The sequence below is a fragment of the Dongia sp. agr-C8 genome (assembly GCF_054658695.1).
Genome location: NZ_BAAGHZ010000002.1, coordinates 820,733 through 838,350, shown reverse-complemented (window position 1 = coordinate 838,350; position 17,618 = coordinate 820,733). Strand labels below are relative to the sequence as shown.

25 protein-coding genes and 1 tRNA gene are annotated in these 17,618 nt (G+C 66.3%); 22 read left to right on the top strand and 4 right to left on the bottom strand.

The features are described 5' to 3' along the window. The first annotated feature begins 293 nt into the window (after window positions 1-293). The 7 genes from ACYQ4T_RS11515 to ACYQ4T_RS11485 all read left to right on the top strand — a co-directional run bounded on the left by ACYQ4T_RS11515 (window position 294) and on the right by ACYQ4T_RS11485 (window position 7,591). Window positions 294-1,337: a rod shape-determining protein gene (locus ACYQ4T_RS11515; RefSeq protein ID WP_379953501.1), complete on the top strand. Its 1,044-nt coding sequence runs from the start codon at window positions 294-296 to the stop codon at window positions 1,335-1,337. Between the two features lie 136 nt (window positions 1,338-1,473). Beyond that, the gene (gene mreC / locus ACYQ4T_RS11510) at window positions 1,474-2,391 is read left to right on the top strand and encodes a rod shape-determining protein MreC (protein ID WP_459853957.1); all 918 of its coding nucleotides are present in this window, start codon (window positions 1,474-1,476) and stop codon (window positions 2,389-2,391) included. 20 nt (window positions 2,392-2,411) lie between these two features. Beyond that, window positions 2,412-2,939, top strand: a complete 528-nt coding sequence (mreD, locus tag ACYQ4T_RS11505; protein WP_459853955.1) for a rod shape-determining protein MreD — start codon at window positions 2,412-2,414, stop codon at window positions 2,937-2,939. Between the two features lie 5 nt (window positions 2,940-2,944). Next, window positions 2,945-4,819 carry a penicillin-binding protein 2 gene (gene mrdA, locus ACYQ4T_RS11500; protein ID WP_459853953.1) on the top strand — a complete coding sequence of 625 codons (1,875 nt, stop codon included), beginning with the start codon at window positions 2,945-2,947 and terminating at the stop codon, window positions 4,817-4,819. After that, complete coding sequence (rodA, locus tag ACYQ4T_RS11495; protein ID WP_459853951.1) at window positions 4,819-5,988, top strand: rod shape-determining protein RodA; 1,170 nt, start codon at window positions 4,819-4,821, stop codon at window positions 5,986-5,988. The genes mrdA and rodA overlap by 1 nt, the downstream gene beginning before the upstream one ends. Before the next feature lie 134 nt (window positions 5,989-6,122). After that, window positions 6,123-6,198 (top strand) — tRNA-Lys (locus ACYQ4T_RS11490). Window positions 6,199-6,334: 136 nt separating this feature from the next. After that, entirely contained in the window at window positions 6,335-7,591 is a 1,257-nt protein-coding gene (locus ACYQ4T_RS11485; RefSeq protein ID WP_459853949.1) for a DUF445 domain-containing protein, read from the top strand. On the opposite strand, the gene ACYQ4T_RS11480 is transcribed toward ACYQ4T_RS11485, so the two are convergent. The 4 genes from ACYQ4T_RS11480 to ACYQ4T_RS11465 all read right to left on the bottom strand — a co-directional run bounded on the left by ACYQ4T_RS11480 (window position 7,588) and on the right by ACYQ4T_RS11465 (window position 9,303). Further along, a complete protein-coding gene (locus ACYQ4T_RS11480) occupies window positions 7,588-7,854 on the bottom strand; it encodes a Flp family type IVb pilin (protein ID WP_459853947.1) in 267 nt (88 codons plus the stop codon). The genes ACYQ4T_RS11485 and ACYQ4T_RS11480 overlap by 4 nt on opposite strands. An 88-nt stretch (window positions 7,855-7,942) precedes the next feature. Next, entirely contained in the window at window positions 7,943-8,170 is a 228-nt protein-coding gene (locus tag ACYQ4T_RS11475; RefSeq protein ID WP_459853945.1) for a hypothetical protein, read from the bottom strand. Next, window positions 8,167-8,508, bottom strand: coding sequence for a hypothetical protein (locus ACYQ4T_RS11470; protein WP_459853943.1), 342 nt, complete (start codon window positions 8,506-8,508; stop codon window positions 8,167-8,169). Before ACYQ4T_RS11470 ends, ACYQ4T_RS11475 begins: the two co-directional genes overlap by 4 nt. 105 nt (window positions 8,509-8,613) lie before the next feature. Further along, window positions 8,614-9,303 carry a S24 family peptidase gene (locus ACYQ4T_RS11465; protein ID WP_459853941.1) on the bottom strand — a complete coding sequence of 230 codons (690 nt, stop codon included), beginning with the start codon at window positions 9,301-9,303 and terminating at the stop codon, window positions 8,614-8,616. Between ACYQ4T_RS11465 and ACYQ4T_RS11460 the strand changes: the two genes are divergently transcribed. The 15 genes from ACYQ4T_RS11460 (at window position 9,281) to ACYQ4T_RS11390 (ending at window position 17,542) form a co-directional block, all read left to right on the top strand. Further along, the gene (locus tag ACYQ4T_RS11460) at window positions 9,281-9,745 is read left to right on the top strand and encodes a GcrA family cell cycle regulator (RefSeq protein ID WP_459853939.1); all 465 of its coding nucleotides are present in this window, start codon (window positions 9,281-9,283) and stop codon (window positions 9,743-9,745) included. The genes ACYQ4T_RS11465 and ACYQ4T_RS11460 overlap by 23 nt on opposite strands. Then, window positions 9,742-9,978 carry a winged helix-turn-helix transcriptional regulator gene (locus tag ACYQ4T_RS11455; protein WP_459853936.1) on the top strand — a complete coding sequence of 79 codons (237 nt, stop codon included), beginning with the start codon at window positions 9,742-9,744 and terminating at the stop codon, window positions 9,976-9,978. Before ACYQ4T_RS11460 ends, ACYQ4T_RS11455 begins: the two co-directional genes overlap by 4 nt. Further along, a complete protein-coding gene (locus tag ACYQ4T_RS11450; RefSeq protein ID WP_459853934.1) occupies window positions 9,960-10,205 on the top strand; it encodes a hypothetical protein in 246 nt (81 codons plus the stop codon). Before ACYQ4T_RS11455 ends, ACYQ4T_RS11450 begins: the two co-directional genes overlap by 19 nt. A 4-nt stretch (window positions 10,206-10,209) precedes the next feature. Continuing rightward, a complete protein-coding gene (locus ACYQ4T_RS11445) occupies window positions 10,210-10,464 on the top strand; it encodes a hypothetical protein (protein ID WP_459853932.1) in 255 nt (84 codons plus the stop codon). Then, a complete protein-coding gene (locus ACYQ4T_RS11440) occupies window positions 10,454-11,851 on the top strand; it encodes a hypothetical protein (protein WP_459853930.1) in 1,398 nt (465 codons plus the stop codon). Before ACYQ4T_RS11445 ends, ACYQ4T_RS11440 begins: the two co-directional genes overlap by 11 nt. Next, window positions 11,841-12,182 (top strand): hypothetical protein, encoded by a 342-nt coding sequence (locus ACYQ4T_RS11435; protein ID WP_459853928.1) that lies wholly within the window; start codon window positions 11,841-11,843, stop codon window positions 12,180-12,182. The genes ACYQ4T_RS11440 and ACYQ4T_RS11435 overlap by 11 nt, the downstream gene beginning before the upstream one ends. 354 nt (window positions 12,183-12,536) lie before the next feature. Next, window positions 12,537-12,920 carry a hypothetical protein gene (locus ACYQ4T_RS11430; protein WP_459853926.1) on the top strand — a complete coding sequence of 128 codons (384 nt, stop codon included), beginning with the start codon at window positions 12,537-12,539 and terminating at the stop codon, window positions 12,918-12,920. Next, window positions 12,917-13,339 (top strand): hypothetical protein, encoded by a 423-nt coding sequence (locus ACYQ4T_RS11425; RefSeq protein ID WP_459853923.1) that lies wholly within the window; start codon window positions 12,917-12,919, stop codon window positions 13,337-13,339. Before ACYQ4T_RS11430 ends, ACYQ4T_RS11425 begins: the two co-directional genes overlap by 4 nt. Beyond that, window positions 13,336-13,938 (top strand): hypothetical protein, encoded by a 603-nt coding sequence (locus ACYQ4T_RS11420; protein ID WP_459853921.1) that lies wholly within the window; start codon window positions 13,336-13,338, stop codon window positions 13,936-13,938. Before ACYQ4T_RS11425 ends, ACYQ4T_RS11420 begins: the two co-directional genes overlap by 4 nt. A gap of 45 nt (window positions 13,939-13,983) precedes the next feature. After that, window positions 13,984-14,184 carry a hypothetical protein gene (locus tag ACYQ4T_RS11415; RefSeq protein ID WP_459853918.1) on the top strand — a complete coding sequence of 67 codons (201 nt, stop codon included), beginning with the start codon at window positions 13,984-13,986 and terminating at the stop codon, window positions 14,182-14,184. Further along, on the top strand, window positions 14,177-14,332 hold the full coding sequence (locus ACYQ4T_RS11410) for a hypothetical protein (RefSeq protein ID WP_459853916.1): 156 nt from the start codon (window positions 14,177-14,179) through the stop codon (window positions 14,330-14,332). The genes ACYQ4T_RS11415 and ACYQ4T_RS11410 overlap by 8 nt, the downstream gene beginning before the upstream one ends. Continuing rightward, complete coding sequence (locus ACYQ4T_RS11405) at window positions 14,329-14,646, top strand: hypothetical protein (RefSeq protein ID WP_459853913.1); 318 nt, start codon at window positions 14,329-14,331, stop codon at window positions 14,644-14,646. Before ACYQ4T_RS11410 ends, ACYQ4T_RS11405 begins: the two co-directional genes overlap by 4 nt. A 42-nt stretch (window positions 14,647-14,688) precedes the next feature. Further along, entirely contained in the window at window positions 14,689-16,392 is a 1,704-nt protein-coding gene (locus ACYQ4T_RS11400; RefSeq protein WP_459853911.1) for a portal protein, read from the top strand. Window positions 16,393-16,402: 10 nt separating this feature from the next. Then, window positions 16,403-16,708, top strand: coding sequence for a Bbp19 family protein (locus ACYQ4T_RS11395; protein WP_459853909.1), 306 nt, complete (start codon window positions 16,403-16,405; stop codon window positions 16,706-16,708). Further along, the gene (locus tag ACYQ4T_RS11390) at window positions 16,709-17,542 is read left to right on the top strand and encodes a hypothetical protein (RefSeq protein WP_459853906.1); all 834 of its coding nucleotides are present in this window, start codon (window positions 16,709-16,711) and stop codon (window positions 17,540-17,542) included. It abuts the gene before it with no gap. Window positions 17,543-17,618 lie beyond the last annotated feature (76 nt).

Below are 17,618 nucleotides of genomic sequence, written 5' to 3'. Positions count from 1 at the left end.
ATTGAAACCATCTATTAATTCGCTTGTGACCCTATTGGTGCGGCGGTAAAAGTCTCGCGGCCGGCACGCCTTGTGAGGTCTTGGACTCGGGCGCGTAGGGCCGCTAAGGCGTGACAAATCCAAGTTAATTACCGCGTATTCCCGGATCGGCGGGGCCGCCGAATCCGGGCACAAGAACTGCGGTTTTCCGGCAAAGGTCTGTCAGCCTGGAAATTGCCATTTTGGCCCGCTATCGCGTTGGACCTGAGCACCGCTCAGGCAACGCGGTCGGGCATAACGGGTGCGTGATCTCAATGTTGACCAGACTGCTCGGCATGATGTCTTCCGATATGGCCATCGACCTCGGGACCGCGAATACGCTGGTCTATGTGAAGGGTCGCGGCATCGTGCTGAACGAGCCGTCGGTGGTGGCGATCGCCGATACCCGCGGAAAGAAGCATGTGCTGGCGGTCGGCGACGAGGCGAAGATGATGCTGGGCCGTACTCCCGGCAACATCCAGGCGATCCGGCCGCTGCGCGACGGCGTGATCGCCGATTTCGAAGTCGCCGAGGAGATGATCAAGCACTTCATCACCAAGGTCTATAACCGCCGCCCGATCTTCGCGAAGCCCCAGATCATCGTCTGCGTGCCGTCGGGTTCGACGGCGGTCGAGCGCCGCGCCATCCAGGAATCCGCGGAATCCGCGGGCGCCAGCAAGGTTTACCTGATCGAAGAGCCGATGGCCGCGGCGATCGGCGCCGGCCTGCCGGTGACCGAGCCGACCGGCTCCATGGTGGTCGATATCGGCGGCGGCACCACCGAAGTGGCCGTCCTGTCCTTGGGCGGCATCGTCTATTCCCGCTCTGTTCGCGTCGGCGGCGACAAGATGGACGAGGCGATCATCGCCTATATCCGCAGGAATCATAACCTGCTGGTCGGCGAAGGCTCGTCGGAGCGCATCAAGAAGGAAATCGGCTCGGCCTGCCCGCCGGAAGACGGCGACGGCCGCGTGATGGAGATCAAGGGCCGCGACCTGATGAACGGCGTGCCGAAGGAGCTGGTCATCACCGAGCGCCAGGTCGCCGAGGCCCTGGCTGAGCCGGTCGGCGCCATCATCGAGGCGGTGAAGGTGGCCCTCGAGCACACCGCGCCGGAGCTGGCGGCGGATATCGTCGATAAGGGCATCGTGCTGACCGGCGGCGGCTCGCTGCTCGCCAATCTGGATTACGTGCTGCGGCATGCGACCGGCCTGCCGGTCTCGATCGCCGACGACGCGCTCAGCTGCGTTGCGCTGGGGACCGGACGCTGCCTCGAGGACATCAAGGCGCACCGCCATGTCCTCATCAATATGTACTAACCCGGAATCACTTCGTTAACCATTTTCTGCCATCCTGCCTTAGCTTTTCGTTGCGGGCTGCACACCTCTTGTGAAAATATGGCCTAAGCGACGGAAATAGTTGGGTTCAGCGGTTGCCCGCGTAAGGAGGGCATACGTGAAACAGCGTGTCGGATCTGTGAGCGTTGCGGTCGCGGCACGCAATTGGACTCAAAGGTTCGCTTTTGTTCTCCTGGTGCTTCTGTCCTTCGGGATCATGCTGGTCGGCAAGGCCGATACCGTCGTCGTTTCCCGCGCCCGCACGCTGCTCATCGATCTGATCGCTCCCGTGATGGAAGCCGCCTCGCGGCCGATTGCCAGTGCCAAGGAAGCCGCCGGCACGGTGCAGGAGCTGGTTGCGCTTAAGCAGGAAAACGCGCGGCTCGCCGAAGAGAACAAGACGTTGCTCGAATGGCAGTCGATCGGCCGCGAGCTGCAGAGCCAGAACGCCGCTTTGCGCGATCTGCTGAAGTTCACGCCGGATCCGCGCGCGAGCTACGTGACCGCACCGGTCATCGCCGATGCGTCTTCGAGCTATGTGCGCTCGTTGATCGTGCTGGCCGGGCAGAATGACGGCATCGTCAAAGGGCAAGCCGCCATCACCGGCGCCGGGCTCGTGGGTCGCGTGCTCGAAGTCGGCAAGCGCGCGTCGCGCGTGCTGCTGTTGACCGATATCAGCGCCCGCGTGCCGGTGGTGATCGAACGTACGCGCGACCAGGCGGTACTGGCAGGCAACAACTCGGATAGTCCCGAGCTGCAGTATCTGCCGCGGGACGTCGACATCAAGGTCGGCGATCGCATCGTCACCTCGGGTGTCGGCGGCAATTTCCCGGTCGGCCTGCCGGTGGGCGAGGTGATGCGGGTTGCCGACGGCCATATCCTGGTCCAGCTTTATGCGCAGCTCGACCGGATGGAGTACATCCGGCTCGTGGATTACAGCCTGCCCGGCATCCTGATGCAGGACCTCGGCATTGATACGTCGCAGGCGACGGACGTGGCTTCGCCTGCTCTGGGCAAGTTGCACCGCGCGCAATAGCCGCTTTGCGGCGATTTGAAATGGCGCTCAGACCAACGGTAGGACAGCAGATCGACCTCGCTTTGCGCCGCTCTATACCGGTGGCGCTGGCGGTGCTGGTGTTGTTTCTTGGCTTGTTGCCCTGGAACACGCATGGCCTCGGACCGATGAACGCCAACCTCGTGCTGATTCCGATCTATTACTGGACGCTCTATAGACCGCGGCTGATGACGGTCTGGGCGGTGGCAGCGATCGGACTGCTCAGCGATTTCCTGCTGGGGACCCTGCTCGGGGTCAACATGCTGACCTTCCTCGTCGGTTATCGCGTTGCCGTCGCGCAGCGCAAGATCTTCGCCGGTGCGCCTTTCATCATCGTCTGGGCCGGATTCCTGTTGATGTCCGGCGTCGCCGGCCTGGTGCAGTGGCTGCTGGCCACGATCGTGCGCGAGCAGATCGACTTCAACCTGCGCCCGGCCCTGTTTCTTTACATGATCGGCGCCGTCGCCTATCCGCCCTGCGCCTATGTCTTCGCCTGGATCCAGCGTCGCTCGATGCTGCGGGTGGCGTGAGAGCCATGCGGAAGCTCCCCAACCGCACCCAGTCCCGCGTCTTCAATCGGCGTGCTGCGTTGATGGGCCTCGGCCAGGCGGGATTGACCCTGGCCCTGGCAGGTCGGCTCTATTACCTGCAGGTGCTGCAGGCGGACAAATACAAGCTGCTGGCGGACGAGAACCGGATCAATCTCCGACTGCTGCCGCCCTCGCGCGGGCTGATCTACGACCGGTTCGGCCTGCCGCTCGCCGATAACTATCCGAACTACCGGGCGATGCTGGTGGCCGAGCAGACCACCGACCTCGCGCGCACGCTCGCGGACTTCGCCGAACTGGTGCCGATCACCGAGCGCGAGCGCGCCAAGATCATGAAGGAACTCTCGCGCAACCGGCCGTTCACGCCGATTCCGGTCAAGGAGGATCTCGACTGGGAGCAGGTGAGCCGCGTCGAGATCAACCTGCCCGACCTGCCCGGCATCAGCATCGAGGTCGACCAGAAGCGGGTCTATCCCTTCGGCGGCATTGCGGCGCACCTCCTTGGCTATGTCTCGGCGCCGAACGAGAAGGACATCGAGGACGACAAGGACCCGCTGCTGTCGCTGCCTGGCATCCGGATCGGCAAGAACGGGCTGGAGCGGCAGTACGAATCGCCCTTGCGCGGCCAGGCCGGCCAGAGCGAGCTCGAGGTCAATTCGGTCGGCCGGGTCATCCGCGAGCTGGCGCGCGAGGAAGGCACGCCCGGCAAGGACCTGGTGACCAGCCTCGACATCGGCTTGCAGCAATTCGTGCAGCAGCGCCTCTCCGCGGAATTTTCCGGCGCCGCGGTGATCATGGACATCTACAACGGCGACATCCTCGCCATGGCCTCGACGCCAACCTACGACCCCTCGGCCTTCTATCGCGGGCTCTCGCCGGCGGAATGGCAGCAGCTCACCTCGGACGAGTATCGGCCGCTGACCAACAAGGCGATCGCCGGCCAGTTCGCGCCGGGCTCGACCTTCAAAATCGCGACCACGATCGCCGCCCAGCAGGTCGGCGTCAGCCCGGCCTTCAACGTGTTCTGCCCCGGCTACTACACCCTCGGCAACATGCGCTTCCATTGCTGGAAGAAGGAGGGCCACGGCCATGTCGACATGCCCGGGGCGATCCAGCATTCCTGCGACGTGTTCTTTTACGAGCTCGCGCGCACCATCGGCATCGATGCGATCGCGGTGGCGGCGAAGGAACTGGGCCTCGGCGACGTCGCCGGCCTCGATCTTCCCGGCGAGAAGCCAGGCGTGATCCCGAACCGCGCCTGGAAGAAGGCGGTCCTCGGCCAGACCTGGCATCCGGGCGAGACGCTGATCAACGCGATCGGCCAGGGCTTCGTGCTGGCGACGCCGTTGCAGCTCTGCGTGATGACCGCGCGGGTGGCCAACGGCGGCTATGCGGTGAAGCCGCATCTCTTCAAGGCCAACGAACCCGCAAAGGCCGACGGGCCGAGCCCCTATCCCAAGCTCAACCTGCAGCAGAGCTGGCTCGACGTCGTGAAGGACGGCATGGACCGGGTCTGCAACGCCCAGCGCGGCACCGCCTACACCTCGCGGATCACCATCCCCGGCATGGAGATGGCGGGGAAGACCGGCAGCGCCCAGGTGCGCCGCATCACCATGGCGGAACGCGCGACCGGCGTGCGCAAGAACGAGGACATCCCTTGGCGCCAGCGCGACCATGCGCTGTTCGTCGCTTTCGCCCCGGTGCATGAGCCGCGCTATGCCTGCGCCGTCGTCATCGAGCACGGCGGCGGCGGTGCGCGCTACGCCGGGCCGATCGCCCGCGACATGCTGATCGAGTGCCAGCGCCGCGATCCCGCGCGCCGCAATCCGAACAACGAGGGCGGAAGGCGGGAGATGCCGTAATGGGATTGGGTCCGCAACTCGGCGTCTCGGCGCGCAACCGGATGACCTGGCGCGACAAGGTCGCGCAGATCAGCTGGCCGATGATCTTCCTGATCGGCTGCATCGCCTCGATCGGCTTCGCCATGCTCTATTCGGCAGCGCACTTGAGCGCCGATCCCTGGATGGATCGCCAGATGGCGCGCTTCGCCGTCGGCCTCGTGCTGATGTTCGCGGTCGCGATGGTGGACCTGAAGCTGCTGATGCGTCTGGTCTACCCGCTGTATCTGGTTTCGGTCCTGCTGCTGGTCTGGGTCGATTTCGCCGGCGAGATCGGCATGGGCGCGCAGCGCTGGATCGACCTCGGCGTGGTGCAGCTGCAGCCTTCCGAGGTGATGAAGATCACCCTGGTCATGACCTTGGCGCGCTATTTCCACGGCTTGAGCTACGAGGATATCGGCCGGCCGCTCTCGCTGGTCGTGCCGACGATCCTGGTGCTGCTGCCGGCGGCGCTGGTCTTGAAGCAGCCCGATCTCGGCACCGCGGGCATGCTGATGATGGTGGCGGCGGCGATGTTCGTCGTGGTCGGCGTGCGCTGGTGGAAATTCGCGCTGGTCCTCGCCATGGGAGTTGGCGTCGCCTATTACGCCTGGACCTCGCCCTACATCCTCCACGACTACCAGAAAGCCCGGATCATGACCTTCATGGATCCGGAGAGCGACCTCCAGGGCACCGGCTATCACATCACGCAGTCGAAGATCGCCTTAGGCTCCGGCGGCGTCTGGGGCAAGGGCTACGGCCAGGGGACGCAGAGCCACCTCGATTTCCTCCCCGAGCGGCAGACCGATTTCATCTTCACCATGTATGCCGAGGAGTTCGGCATGGTGGGCGGCCTGGTTCTACTCGGCCTCTTCGTGCTGCTGGTCGCCTATGGCGTGGTGATCGCGGTGCGCTGTAAGAGCCAGTTCGGGCGGCTGCTGGCCTACGGCCTCTCGTTCAATCTCTTCTGCTATTTCTTCATCAACACGGCGATGGTGATGGGCCTGATCCCGGTTGTGGGCGTGCCTTTGCCGCTGATTTCCTACGGCGGAACCGTGATGATGACGGTCATGATCGGCTTCGGGCTGGTCCTCTCGGTCAACATCCACCGCGACCAGCGGATCGGCCGTCGCCTGGGCAACGAGGACGCCTAGATCCGGTCGCCCAAGTGCTTGGGATTCCTGCTGAATCGGGGGCGAATTGGGCTATCGACAAAGCCGGATGCCTTTGCTATATCCCGCCGCGGCCGCGCCGGTTTGCGCGGCCTTGATATTTCCGGTTCAGAACCGGGCGCATAGCTCAGTTGGTAGAGCAGCTGACTCTTAATCAGCGGGTCGTAGGTTCGAGTCCTACTGCGCCCACCATCTTCCGGTGATCCCACCGCGCAAATTGGCCTGATCCCTCTGGTCTCGCGACAGCGAGTCGGGCGGTTGGCGCACGCCTGCTTGTCAGCCGGCAGGGTGCCTGCTCATGCTGCGGTCTCCTGAAGGAGATTCGCCTGTGGCCAATTTCGCCGAGACCGCCGCTTCCCTCGAACAGCGCCGCAGCCTGCGCCGCCACCGGACCATCGCCACCGCGCTGCTGGTGGTCATGGGCATCGGCTACTTCGCCGCGGTCAAGACCGGGCTGCCGGGCTTCTGGATGGATCTGCTGCGCGCCGGCACCGAAGCCGCCCTGGTCGGTGGTCTCGCTGACTGGTTTGCCGTCACCGCGCTGTTTCGCCGGCCCCTGGGCCTGCCGATCCCGCATACCGCCGTCATTCCGAACAGCAAGGACCGGATCGGCCTCGGCCTCGGCAGTTTCATCGAGCGGCACTTCCTGGAGCCGGAACTGGTGGCGGCGCGGCTCCGCGCGCTGGGCGTCAGCCGCCGCCTCGGCGCCTGGCTCGCCGACCGGCAGAATGCCGACGTCGTCGCCGACCGCCTCGCCATCACGGCTTCCTTCTTCCTGCGCTCGCTCAACGACCAGGCGCTGCAGCGGCTCGTGCAGATGACGCTGCGCCGCCAGCTGCGTGACCTCGAGCCGGCGCCGGCACTGGCGACCCTGCTGTCGGTGCTGCGGCGGAACGGCGCCCATCATCAGTTCCTCGATCATCTGCTGCGCGCGGTGCGCACCTATATCTTCGTCCACGAGGACCAGATCCTGGCGATCGTCGAGCAGCGCAGCCGCTGGTGGGTGCCGCGGCGGATCGATCGCAAGGTCGCCAAGGAGATTACCGACGGGCTGATCGCCTATCTCGACGACCTCGGCCAGCGCGACCACGACGCCCGCGCCACCTTCGACGCGGCGATCGAGAAGCTGATCTCCGACCTCAAGCAGGACCCGGCCACCCGCGCCCAGGTCAACGCGATGCGCGATCGCTTCCTCGGCGCCCCGGAGGTGAACGCCTATTTCCAATCCCTCTGGCAGGACCTGCGCGCGGTCCTCGAGCAGGAGCTGGCCCAGCCGAGTTCACGGCTGCGCCAGGCGCTGTCGGGCATCCTGCGTTCGCTCGGCTCGGCGATCGCCGAGGATCCGTCCCTGCAAATGCGCATGGATCAGCGGCTGGAGGAGGGCATCCAGACCCTGATCGTTCCGTGGCGCAAGGAGATCGGCCGCTTCGTCGCCGATGTCGTCAAGAGCTGGGAGACCAGCACGATCGTGGATCGCGTCGAACTCGCCGTCGGGAGGGACCTGCAATACATCCGCTTGAACGGAACCCTGGTGGGCGCTGCGGTCGGTTGCGTGATCTTCGCGCTGACGCAGCTGCTGCGCTAATCGGGATGCACCGGCGCACGGTTGCCGTCGCGGATCTGGGAATCCTTGACCACCTTGTGCACCGGCTCGCGGATGTCGTCGCGGATCAGAGCCTGGCCGGTGGCCGCATCCAGCTTGCTGGAGAGTCGCTGCTGCAGCCCCTTGACCCAGAACAGCCCCGGCACCAGGACAATCGCGATCAATCCGGCGATCAGGGCGTATTCGATCGCGGTCGCTCCGTCCGAGCAACGCCGGTAATGCGCTATGGTCCTGCGCAGAGCCACAATGCGGAAAGCCTCGCCCCAAGCCTGCGCAAGACTGTCGCGGGCGCGGCAGCGGGGCAAGTGGCCCTTCGGCCAATCCGGACCTGAGTCAATCGAGGCCGCGCCGGCGTTCGGCCGCCATGGAGGCGCGGCGGCCGCCGGTGGCGTGGGGCAGGCGGTTGACCTGCATCTCGATCCGGCCCTTGCGGATCCGGATCCTGAAGACGTGGACCAACCCGCAGTCGCAGCAAGCGATCTTGCAGCGGCGGTTCGAGCGGCCTTCCTGGAACAGCCACCATTCGCCGTCATGCACTTGCTCGTAGGTGGAGCGGCTCATCGAACGACCTTGCCCTCGCGCCAGCGCAGCATGCGCCAGGCCTCAACATGCGCCTCGGCTTCCATGCGGGCCCGGTCACGCAAGGCGAACCAGGCGGCATCCGGCCGTCGCACCGTTTGCCGTCGCGTCATCGCGCAGAGCAGGCGGAAGGAGCGCTTGGCCAGCCGGAACTCCTTGGCGGCGCGGAAGCGCAGGCGCTGCGGCTCGGTCATAGGCGCCATCAACTGCGCATCGCGCTCGCGCTGCTCCTCCGCGGCGATCGCCGCCAGCACCTCCGCCGGAATCGGGCCGTCATACTTGAGTTCTGCGTCGCGGCGCAGGCTGAGCGCAGTCGGCATGCGGATTCCCTCTTGGCTGTCGAACATTCAGGCAGCTTAGCGCAATATTGCGAAAATCGCAATAAACAAGAGAGGGTTTGTGCGATTGGGATGGGCCGCGGCGCCTCAGTACATGTCCGTGTTCTTCAGCACCAGATGCAGATTGCGGATCTTGGACCGGGCGAGGCGGAAGGTTCGTTCCTTCGGCCGGAATTCGAACAGCTCGACGAATTCCGGCGTCAGCTTGACGATGCGCTTGATGAAGGCGCGGGCCGGGGCGCCGTCGCTGTCCGGGAGCAACTCGACCACGGCATCGCGCCCCGGGAAGGGCTTGCGCGCGGCATCGACGAACAGGAGATCACCGTGCATATGCGCGGGCTCCATGGAATCGCCGTCGACATAAATGCAATAGATCCGGGCCTTGCCGGCGAGGCCTGGCGGGCGGTCGACATAGTCGATCGGCTCGCCGTTATTCAACTCGAACACGCCGTCCGGCCCGGCCTGGCCGCTGCCGAGCAGCGGGATCTTGTTCTGGCGATCCGGGCGCGGCGGCAACGGCGCCGCGCGGAGATTGGGTGCCGGCAGGCGATCCTCCGCCAGACCGGCTGGATAGGCCTCGCCGCCATCGAGCGGGCGGAAGAAAGCCTCGATCCGGGCATTCTCGTCGAGCTGCAGGCGCCGGCGTCCGGCCAGCACCTTGTTGAGCTTATCGACCTCGATCCCGGCAGCTTGGGCGAGGCGGGTCTGGGTCACGCGGTGGCGCTCGAGCGCCGCTTTGATCTCGATCGGGGTCATGGCCTGCAGTTTGCGAATCACGCAAACCTCCGTCTATTGCGATTTAAGCGAATATCGCTTGACAATATATGCGATAATCGCTAAAAGCAAGCGCATGTTCATGGTCGAACGCAAATCCCCTCCCGCCGCTGCAACCCCTCCCTCGGCGGCGGAGCCTGCGGCCGGCATCGCCTCGCACCCCGACGAGGACCCCTCGGTGCCGGCCGCAACTTTTCTCGAAGCATCACCCGATCTCGGCGCCGCCGTCGTCCGGCAGTGGGCGATCGGGCCCGAGCAGTGCCGTTGGATCGTCGCCGACGAGGACAGGGCTGCCGATGCCTTGATGTGCGGCGCAGCCACTGCGCCGCGCCGACCCTTCTGCATCGAGCACTGCGCGCGCGCCTACATGCCGCGCGTGGCGGAGGACGGGGCCGAAGGTGGCGAGGAAGAGACGCCGGAAAAAGAAGCAGAGGAGGCAAGATGAATCCGGGCACAACCGATACCAAAGCGGAGCAAACGCGGCGCGCAATCATCGACCTGCTGGCGCGAGGGCCGGCACTCACCGCCGACACACTGGCCGAGCGGCTCGACCTTTCGATCCTCTATGTCCGGCCCCGGGTCTCGGAACTGGTGAAGCGGGAGCGCATCGTCGCGAATGGCGACTTCGGACTCAATGCCAGCGGCAGGATGGCGAAGAAATGGCGGGTGGCGCAATGAGCCCCTGCAAGTCGGTGCCGGCGTCGCGCCGGGTCGCTCCGAAGCCGCCGCAGTTCCGCGCCCGGAGCTTCACCGATGCCGCCGGCAAGCGGCGATTCGGCATCAGCATCGCCATGAACGGCAACCGCTTCGCCGGTTCGGTGCTGATGGGCAAGGACAACCGCGCCGATACCGGCGGGGTCGCCCAGCTGCTGGAATCGCTGGCGGCCTTCGTCCGGGGCGGGTGATTCCATGCCAGGGCGGGTGAAATCGAGCGGCGCGGCGCCGACCGACGCCGAGGCCGCGGCATTGCGCGCCAAGGCACGCGCGGCAGCCAGCGAAGCGCTCGAAGGCTTGATGGAGCTGGCCCGTCAATCCAAGTCGGACCCGGTGAAACTGGCGGCCATCAAGGAAGTGCTCGACCGCGGCTTCGGGCGCGCCGCGCAAAGCGAGCAGGCCGGTGGCGTGATCGTGCATGTGATCGTCGACGACGGCTATGCGGGCTAGAGTTTCGACCGGCCATGTGCCGCGGCCGCAGCAGCGGCTGCTGCATGCCGCACCCGGCCGGTTCAAGGTTCTGGTTACGCATCGCCGCTTCGGCAAGACCGTCTTCGCGGTCAACGAACTCATCTCCTCCGCCAAGACCTGCAAGCTGCGCGAGCCGCGCTTCGCCTATCTGGCGCCGTTCCACATCCAGGCGAAGGACGTCGCCTGGTCCTACCTGAAGCGCTACACGGCGAAGATCCCGGATATCGCCGTCAATGAATCCGAGCTCTGGGTTGAGCTGCCGCCCCGGCTCGAGCACGGCAGAGATGCCGCTGGCGCGCGCATCCGGCTCTATGGCAGCGACAACGCCGACCGCCTGCGCGGGCTCTATTTCGACGGCGTGGTGCTGGACGAATATGCCCAGATGCACCCGCGCGTCTGGTCGGAGGTGGTGCGCCCGGCGCTCGCCGACCGGCAGGGCTGGGCGCTTTTCATCGGCACGCCGATGGGCCGCAACGGCTTCTGCGACCTGTTCGAGGGCGCGCGCGACGGCTTCCCGGACGGCGAGAGCGCGCGCCGGCGCGATCCGGACTGGGCGGCCTTCATGTTCAAGGCCTCGGAGACGGGCATCATTCCGGCTGCGGAGCTGGAAGCCGCGCAGCGCGCGATGACGCCCGACCAGTATGCGCAGGAGTTCGAATGCTCGTTCGACGCCGCGATTCCCGGTGCATACTATGCGCAGATCCTCGCCGAAGCGGAGCGGCTGGGCCGCGTCCGGCCCTTCGCCCATGAGCCGGCCCTGCCGGTGCATACCGGCTGGGACCTCGGGATCGGCGATGCCACCAGCATCTGGTTCGCCCAGGTCGCACATGGCGAGCCGCGCCTGATCGATTACTACGAGGCCTCGGGGGTCGGGCTCGAACACTATGTGGCGCAGCTCCGCGCCGGCCATCGCGCGCATTGGATCTACGGCCAGCATTTCTTCCCGCACGATCTCCGGGTGAAGGAACTTGGATCAGGCCTGTCCCGCGTCGACGTGCTGCGCGGCTTCGGCCTCTCGCCGACGGTACTGCCGCAATCCAGCGTGGACGACGGCATCAGCCAGGCACGGTTCATCCTGCGCAAATGCTGGTTCAACGCCGAGCGTTGCGGTACCGGCCTCAAGCTGCTGCGGCAATACCGCTCCGAATGGGACGATAAGCGGCAGGTGCTGAAACCGGTGCCGCTGCACGACTTCACCTCGCATTGTGCGGATGCGTTCCGCTATCTGTGCATCGGGCTGGGGCGGTCGTTGATTGATCGCCAACCTTTGACTGACCCTCTGCTCTCTTCGGGTGTACGATCTGCTGCTAGCCGGCCGCGTTTCGCCGCCGGTGCGCCGAAGGGAGGGAAACCGCATGGGTGGTAGGAAGTGGTTGATACTGGGACTGCTGCTTACGGCTGGGCCGGCGTGGGGGCAGAGCGAAGATCCTCACTTCGAACGTGTCGTTCGGCCGTGGATGGAAAAATTCATCGACTGCGAAAAGGCGCAACTCCCGGCTTTGGCCAAGACGGAAATGACGCCAAGAGCCGCAGCGGATGCAGCTTTTGCCGCTTGCGGTGACCAGCGCCGAGTACTCACCAATGTTTACCTGCGCCCTCCGTATAGTTTCAGCCAAGCAGATGCTGAGGACATCGTTAGCAAATTAATAGATGAACTCCGCCCGTTGGTAGAAAAGCAAATTGATGAAATGCGCTGAATCTTTCCTTGAAAACTGCGGCAAATCACCCTATAGTGTGAGCTATCGAATAAAGCGAGGTGGCTCATGGCTGGGTATTTTGGAGGCAAGGACCGCAACCCAACGGGGAACATCGGTTCCGATAGGCCAAAGTCGAACCCCAGTAAGGGAACCGCCACTGGGGCTGTTGTCTCCGCAGGAACGAAATATCAAGCTCCAGGATCGGCGAAGGCAGCCGACAAGAATTTCGCAGCTGCAGGCGGCTCCGTTCAGAACGGGCGGGCGGTTCGAGCTGGCGACGGCAGCTCAGCTACGCAGAATGAGCCAAAGCGCAATCTCCCGACCGGCGTCACGCCGCTGACGGAGCCGAAGCCGATGGGCGCCACGCCCTTTGTCGAAGGGGCGGATCCGATCGGCGTCGCCGCGCGGGTTCTGGCCGGCATCGGCGGCGGCGTCGTGAGTGCGCTCGGACTGGGGCTGGCGGGTGAGGATCCGACGGAGTCCATGCTTGGCCAGAGTCTTGGCCAGCAGACCGGATGGTCGGCCGATCCCAGCATGACTCCCGGCCGCGATCGTGCGCAGCGCGGCACGCAGCCGCGGGAGCCGTTCACGCAGACCGCAACCGGCTCGGCGAGCCGCACCGGGAGCGACGATCAGGCGAGCGAGACCGCCGCGCGGGCGACTGGGGATTTTTCCGACATTACGCTGGCCGATCGCCGCAAACCGGGACTGAAGCAGATGCTGGAGACCATGCTGTGAGCGGGCGGCGGCTCGGGATGACCGATGCCGAGTTCGATCGCGCGATGACTCCCTTCGCGCCGCAGATCGAACGCGGCTATCGGGCGACGCTCGCACTCAACCGCCTGGCGGGTGATGAAGGCTTCCGCCAGCGCTATCTGAAGGGCGATGCCGAGGCGGTGGCGCTCTACGACCAGCTGACCGCGCTGAGGGCTGCCGGCACGCAGCCCTATCATGATGCGGTCGGCGCGATGCAGGCGGCGGAGACGCCCTATACCAGCGCCGCGGCGCTGGCGCTGATCAACGATGCCGATTTCGTCGCGCGCTACACGGCGGGCGACAGCGCAGCGCGGGCCCAGTGGGACGCGGCCTCGCCCCACAATTCCCTTGGCGACAACACGGCTGTCGCGCAAGCGGCGGAAGGAAGCGACAACGCATGACGGATGTGAAGGCAACACCGGCCTCCCTCGCCGCACTGGCCGAGGAGGCCGGGCGGAAGCGCGCGGCTGCGCAAGAGGAATACGGTCGGGTGAGTCTGGCCGTTTCCGAGGGCGATGCGGAAGCGCCCGCGCTGCTGGCCATGCTCGAACAGGACATCGTCAAGCTCGATGCCGAGCTGCAGCGCCTCGGCGCTGCGCGATGCGAGGCCGCGGCACGGTCCGAGAGCGAGGCGGCCGCCGCCGGGCAGCAGCAGGCTGCGCAACAGGCCGAAGCGGTCCGTGTATTGGTCAAGGCGCAGCTCGGCAATGTCGAGCGGCTGGACGACGCGGTCGCCGAGCTGCGCGCGGCGCTGCGCGCGATGCGCGACGGCAACACCGCGCTGGGGGACGCGCTCGGCAGCGCGGCGCAGCAGAGCATCCACGACTTCAACCTGAAACTGCCGATCATGATCGACACCGCACTGGCGATCGGCGGCTTCCAGTTCAAGAGCATGCCTTTCGTCGCCCGCGACGCCGAAGGCCTGCCCGATCTCGCCGCCTGTCGCCTGGCGCCGCTCTATCCCGCAGGCTGGCTGCTCCGGATCGCCGGCGCCGCCTGAAGTCGCTGCTTCAATTCCGTCATCCATCCTTGCAGGAGCTCCGGCATGAGCTTTTTCAAATCGTCGCCGCCGCCCAAGGTCGAGCCGCCGCCGACCCGAGACACCGCGGCCGACACGCTGCAGCAGCAGGAAGATGAAGCCAAGCGTCGCCGCGCCGCGCTGCAGGGCATGGCCTCGACCATGCTGACCGGCGCGAGCGGCGTCGGCACCGAACTCACCGGTTCAAGGACCTTGACCAATGGGTGATCCCGAAACCGCGCCCGAAGGCGCAGTCGAGCCAGAGCCCGAGATTCCGGGCACGCCGATCGGCGACCGCAAGCCGGAGACGGCCGCGCCGCCGATCACCGATCCCGACATTCCCGAACTGCAAGACCGACGGAGACCGCGGCCATGAGCAAACTCTACATCTCTGAATACGCGCGTGTGACCCAGGCGAGCGGTCCCGGCAATGCCCTGGTCCAGGCGCCCGAGGAGCCCCCGGTCGCGACCCAGGTCGTGGACTTCACCTCCGGCGCGACGCCCTCGGCAGCCTTCAACGCCAAGACCCGCTTCGTGCGCCTGCACAGCGATGCTGTCTGCTCGGTGCGCTTCGCCGCCAACCCGACTGCGACGGTCAACGACGCGCGGCTCGCCGCCGGGCAGACGGAGCTCCGCGGCATTCCTGCCGATGGATCGGCCGCCAAGGTCTCGGCGATTGCCAATACCTGATCGGCCACGTCCCTTCCGCAACATCCCGAGGATCGGCACCGCATGATCGGCACCGAAGCCATTGCCACACACAAGCCCGCGGCGCCAGCTGTGAATGGTCGCGCCAGGATGGACAGCCGCGACGTCGCCGGCGAGATCATCCGCCGCCAGCAGCAGCTGGAGGCCGAGCGCGCGATCTATGAGCCGCTCTGGCAGGAGATCGCCGACTTCATGCTGCCGCGGGCCGGCGTGTTTACCTATAAGGGCACGCCGCAATTGCGGCCGCAGGTCTTCGATTCGACCGCGGTCCTGGCGCTCGACCGCTTCTCCGCCGCTTTCGAGAGTATGCTGACGCCGCGCGCGCAGACCTGGCACATGCTGAAGCCGCTGGACGACGACCTGGCCGACGACATCGAGGTGAAGCGCTGGTGCAGCGAAGTGACGCGCCGGTTGTTCGCCTTCCGCTACTCGCCGCGCTCCAACTTCGCCTCGCAGATCCATGAAGTCTACGGTTCGCTCGGCGCCTTCGGCACCGGCGGCATCTTCTCCGAGGAATCGCCGGGAGCCGGCATCACCTATCGCGCCTGCAATCTCGCCGGCCTCTACGTGGTCGAGGATTACCAAGGTCGGATCCGCACCGCGCATTACAAGCTGGAGCTGACCGCGGAGCAGGCGGCGCAGCGCTTCGGCGCCGACCGGCTGCCCGAGCAGATCCGCACCAAGCTCGAGACGCGCCCCGACGACAAGGCGACCTATCTCCATTGCGTGCGGCCGAACAACTCGCGGGTCCACGGCGGGAAGGGCCGCAGCGGCATGACCTATGAATCCTGGTGGGTTTGCCAGGATGCGCGGCAGGTGGTGGGGCAGGGCGGCTTCCGCACCTTTCCCTATGCGGTCTCGCGCTATGTCACGCGGCCGGGCCAGGTCTATGGTGACAGCCCCGGCATGCTGGCGCTGGCCGACACCAAGATGCTGAACACGATGGCGCAGACCATGGTGCAGGAGGCGCAGCTCTCGATCGCGCCGCCGCTGCTGGCGCCGAATGATGGCGTGCTCTCGGCGCTCGGCGACGGCGTCTCTCTGCTGCCGGCCGCGATCAACTACGGCGGCGTCGATGACCAGGGCCGGCCGCTCATCCATGCGCTCAACCGCGGCAGCCAGTTCGCGCCGGTCAAGGAAGAGATCGCCGAGCGCCGACAGTCGGTGAACGCCGCCTTCCTGGTGACCTTGTTCCAGATCCTGGTCGAGACGCCGCAGATGACGGCGACTGAGGCGCTTCTCCGGGCACAGGAGAAGGGTGCGTTGCTGGCGCCGACCACCGGCCGGCAGCAGTCGGAATTGCTGGGGCCGATCGTCGAGCGCGAAATCGACCTGCTGGCGCGGGCCGGTGCCTTGCCGCCACCGCCGCCGGTCATGCTCGAGCGCAACGGCGGCTACAAGCTCGAATATGACTCGCCGCTGACCCGCGCGATGAAGGCGGACCAGGGCGTCGGCCTGCTGCGCACCATCGAGGCGCTGGCGCCGCTCGCCGGCGCCGATCCCGCCGTGATGGACGTGTTCAATCCCGACGAGATTGCCCCGGGCCTCGCCGAGATCAACGGCGTGCCGGCGAAGTGGATCCGCTCCAAGGAAGAACTCGACGCGCTGCGCCAGGGCCGCGCCCAGGCGCAGCAGGCGGCGCAGGCCGCCGCGGCCCTGCCGGCGGTCACCGGCAGCATCAAGGACCTGGCGCAGGCCGAAGCCGCGGCCCAGCCACAACCACAGTAGAGGCGCGCCTATGAGTCTGTTCGATCGGGTTCTGCCGCGCGCGGATCTGGTGCGCGCCTATCAACAGGTGTTCGGCGGCGGGCTGGCGCGCGACGCGGTGCTGGGCGATCTCGCGGTCTTCTGTGGCGAGCAGCAATCCTCGGTGCGGGTCAGCGGCCAGAAGGCAGTCGACCCTTACGCGATGGCGATCGCAGAAGGGCGCCGCGAGGTCTGGCTGCGGATCCGCGCCATGCTGGAAATGGATTCATCGCAGGCCTGGGCGCTGGCGCAACGCGAGCGCATGCAGGCGGCGCAAGCACGACAAGGAGGTCGATGAATGGAAGGCGAGATCGAGAGCGGCACGGCGAGCACGGTCGAACCGGCGGGCGCTAGCGGCGAGAGCTGGTTCGCGAACTTCGACGGCGACACCCAAGGCTGGTTGGAGAACAAGGGCTGGACCGCGGCGGAGGACGGTCTCGCGCAAATGGTGCGGGCCCATCGCAGCCTCGAAAGCATGATGGGCCGCGACAAGGTGGTCTGGCCGAAGGATGCCCAGGACAAGACCGCCTGGGCCGAGATCCACCGCCGCATGGGTGTGCCGAGCAGCTGGGAAGACTACGGCCTGGTTCCGCTCGGCGCCGACGGCAAGCCGGACGAAGCCGCCGACCGCAGCTATGCCGATGGCATGGCGCAAGTCTTCCTGAAGCTCGGCGTCGGCCGCGAGACCGCGAGCGCGCTGGCGACCGAACATGCCAAGCTGCAGGCGATGCTGACCGCCGCCGACAACGACGCCTTCCAGCGCACATCGGCACAGGATTTCGAGGCGCTGCGCCGTGAATGGGGCGGCGAGGCCGACAGCCGCCTCGCCGCAGCGCAGCGCGCGTCGCGCGCCTTCGGCCTCGAGCCCGCGACCATGGGCAAGATCGAGCGCGCGATCGGCACCCGCTCGATGCTGACCTTGCTGGCCGAGATCGGCACCGCCATTTCCGAGGACCGCGGCAGCGGCGCCGGCGGCTTCGGTTCCGGCGGCTGGCTGACCCCGGAAGCCGCCAATGCCCGCCTGGTCGAGCTGCGCGGCGACCGCGAATGGACCCAGCGCTACTTCGCCGGCGACAAGAGCGCGATCGCGGAGTACGACCGACTGATCAGCGCGGTGGCGAGCAGGGGCTAAGCGAGATGCACTCGGGCGGTATTCCTGGGCAGCAAGGAACTCGCCTCCGTCCACTGCAAGCACTGCCGCAGCGTCA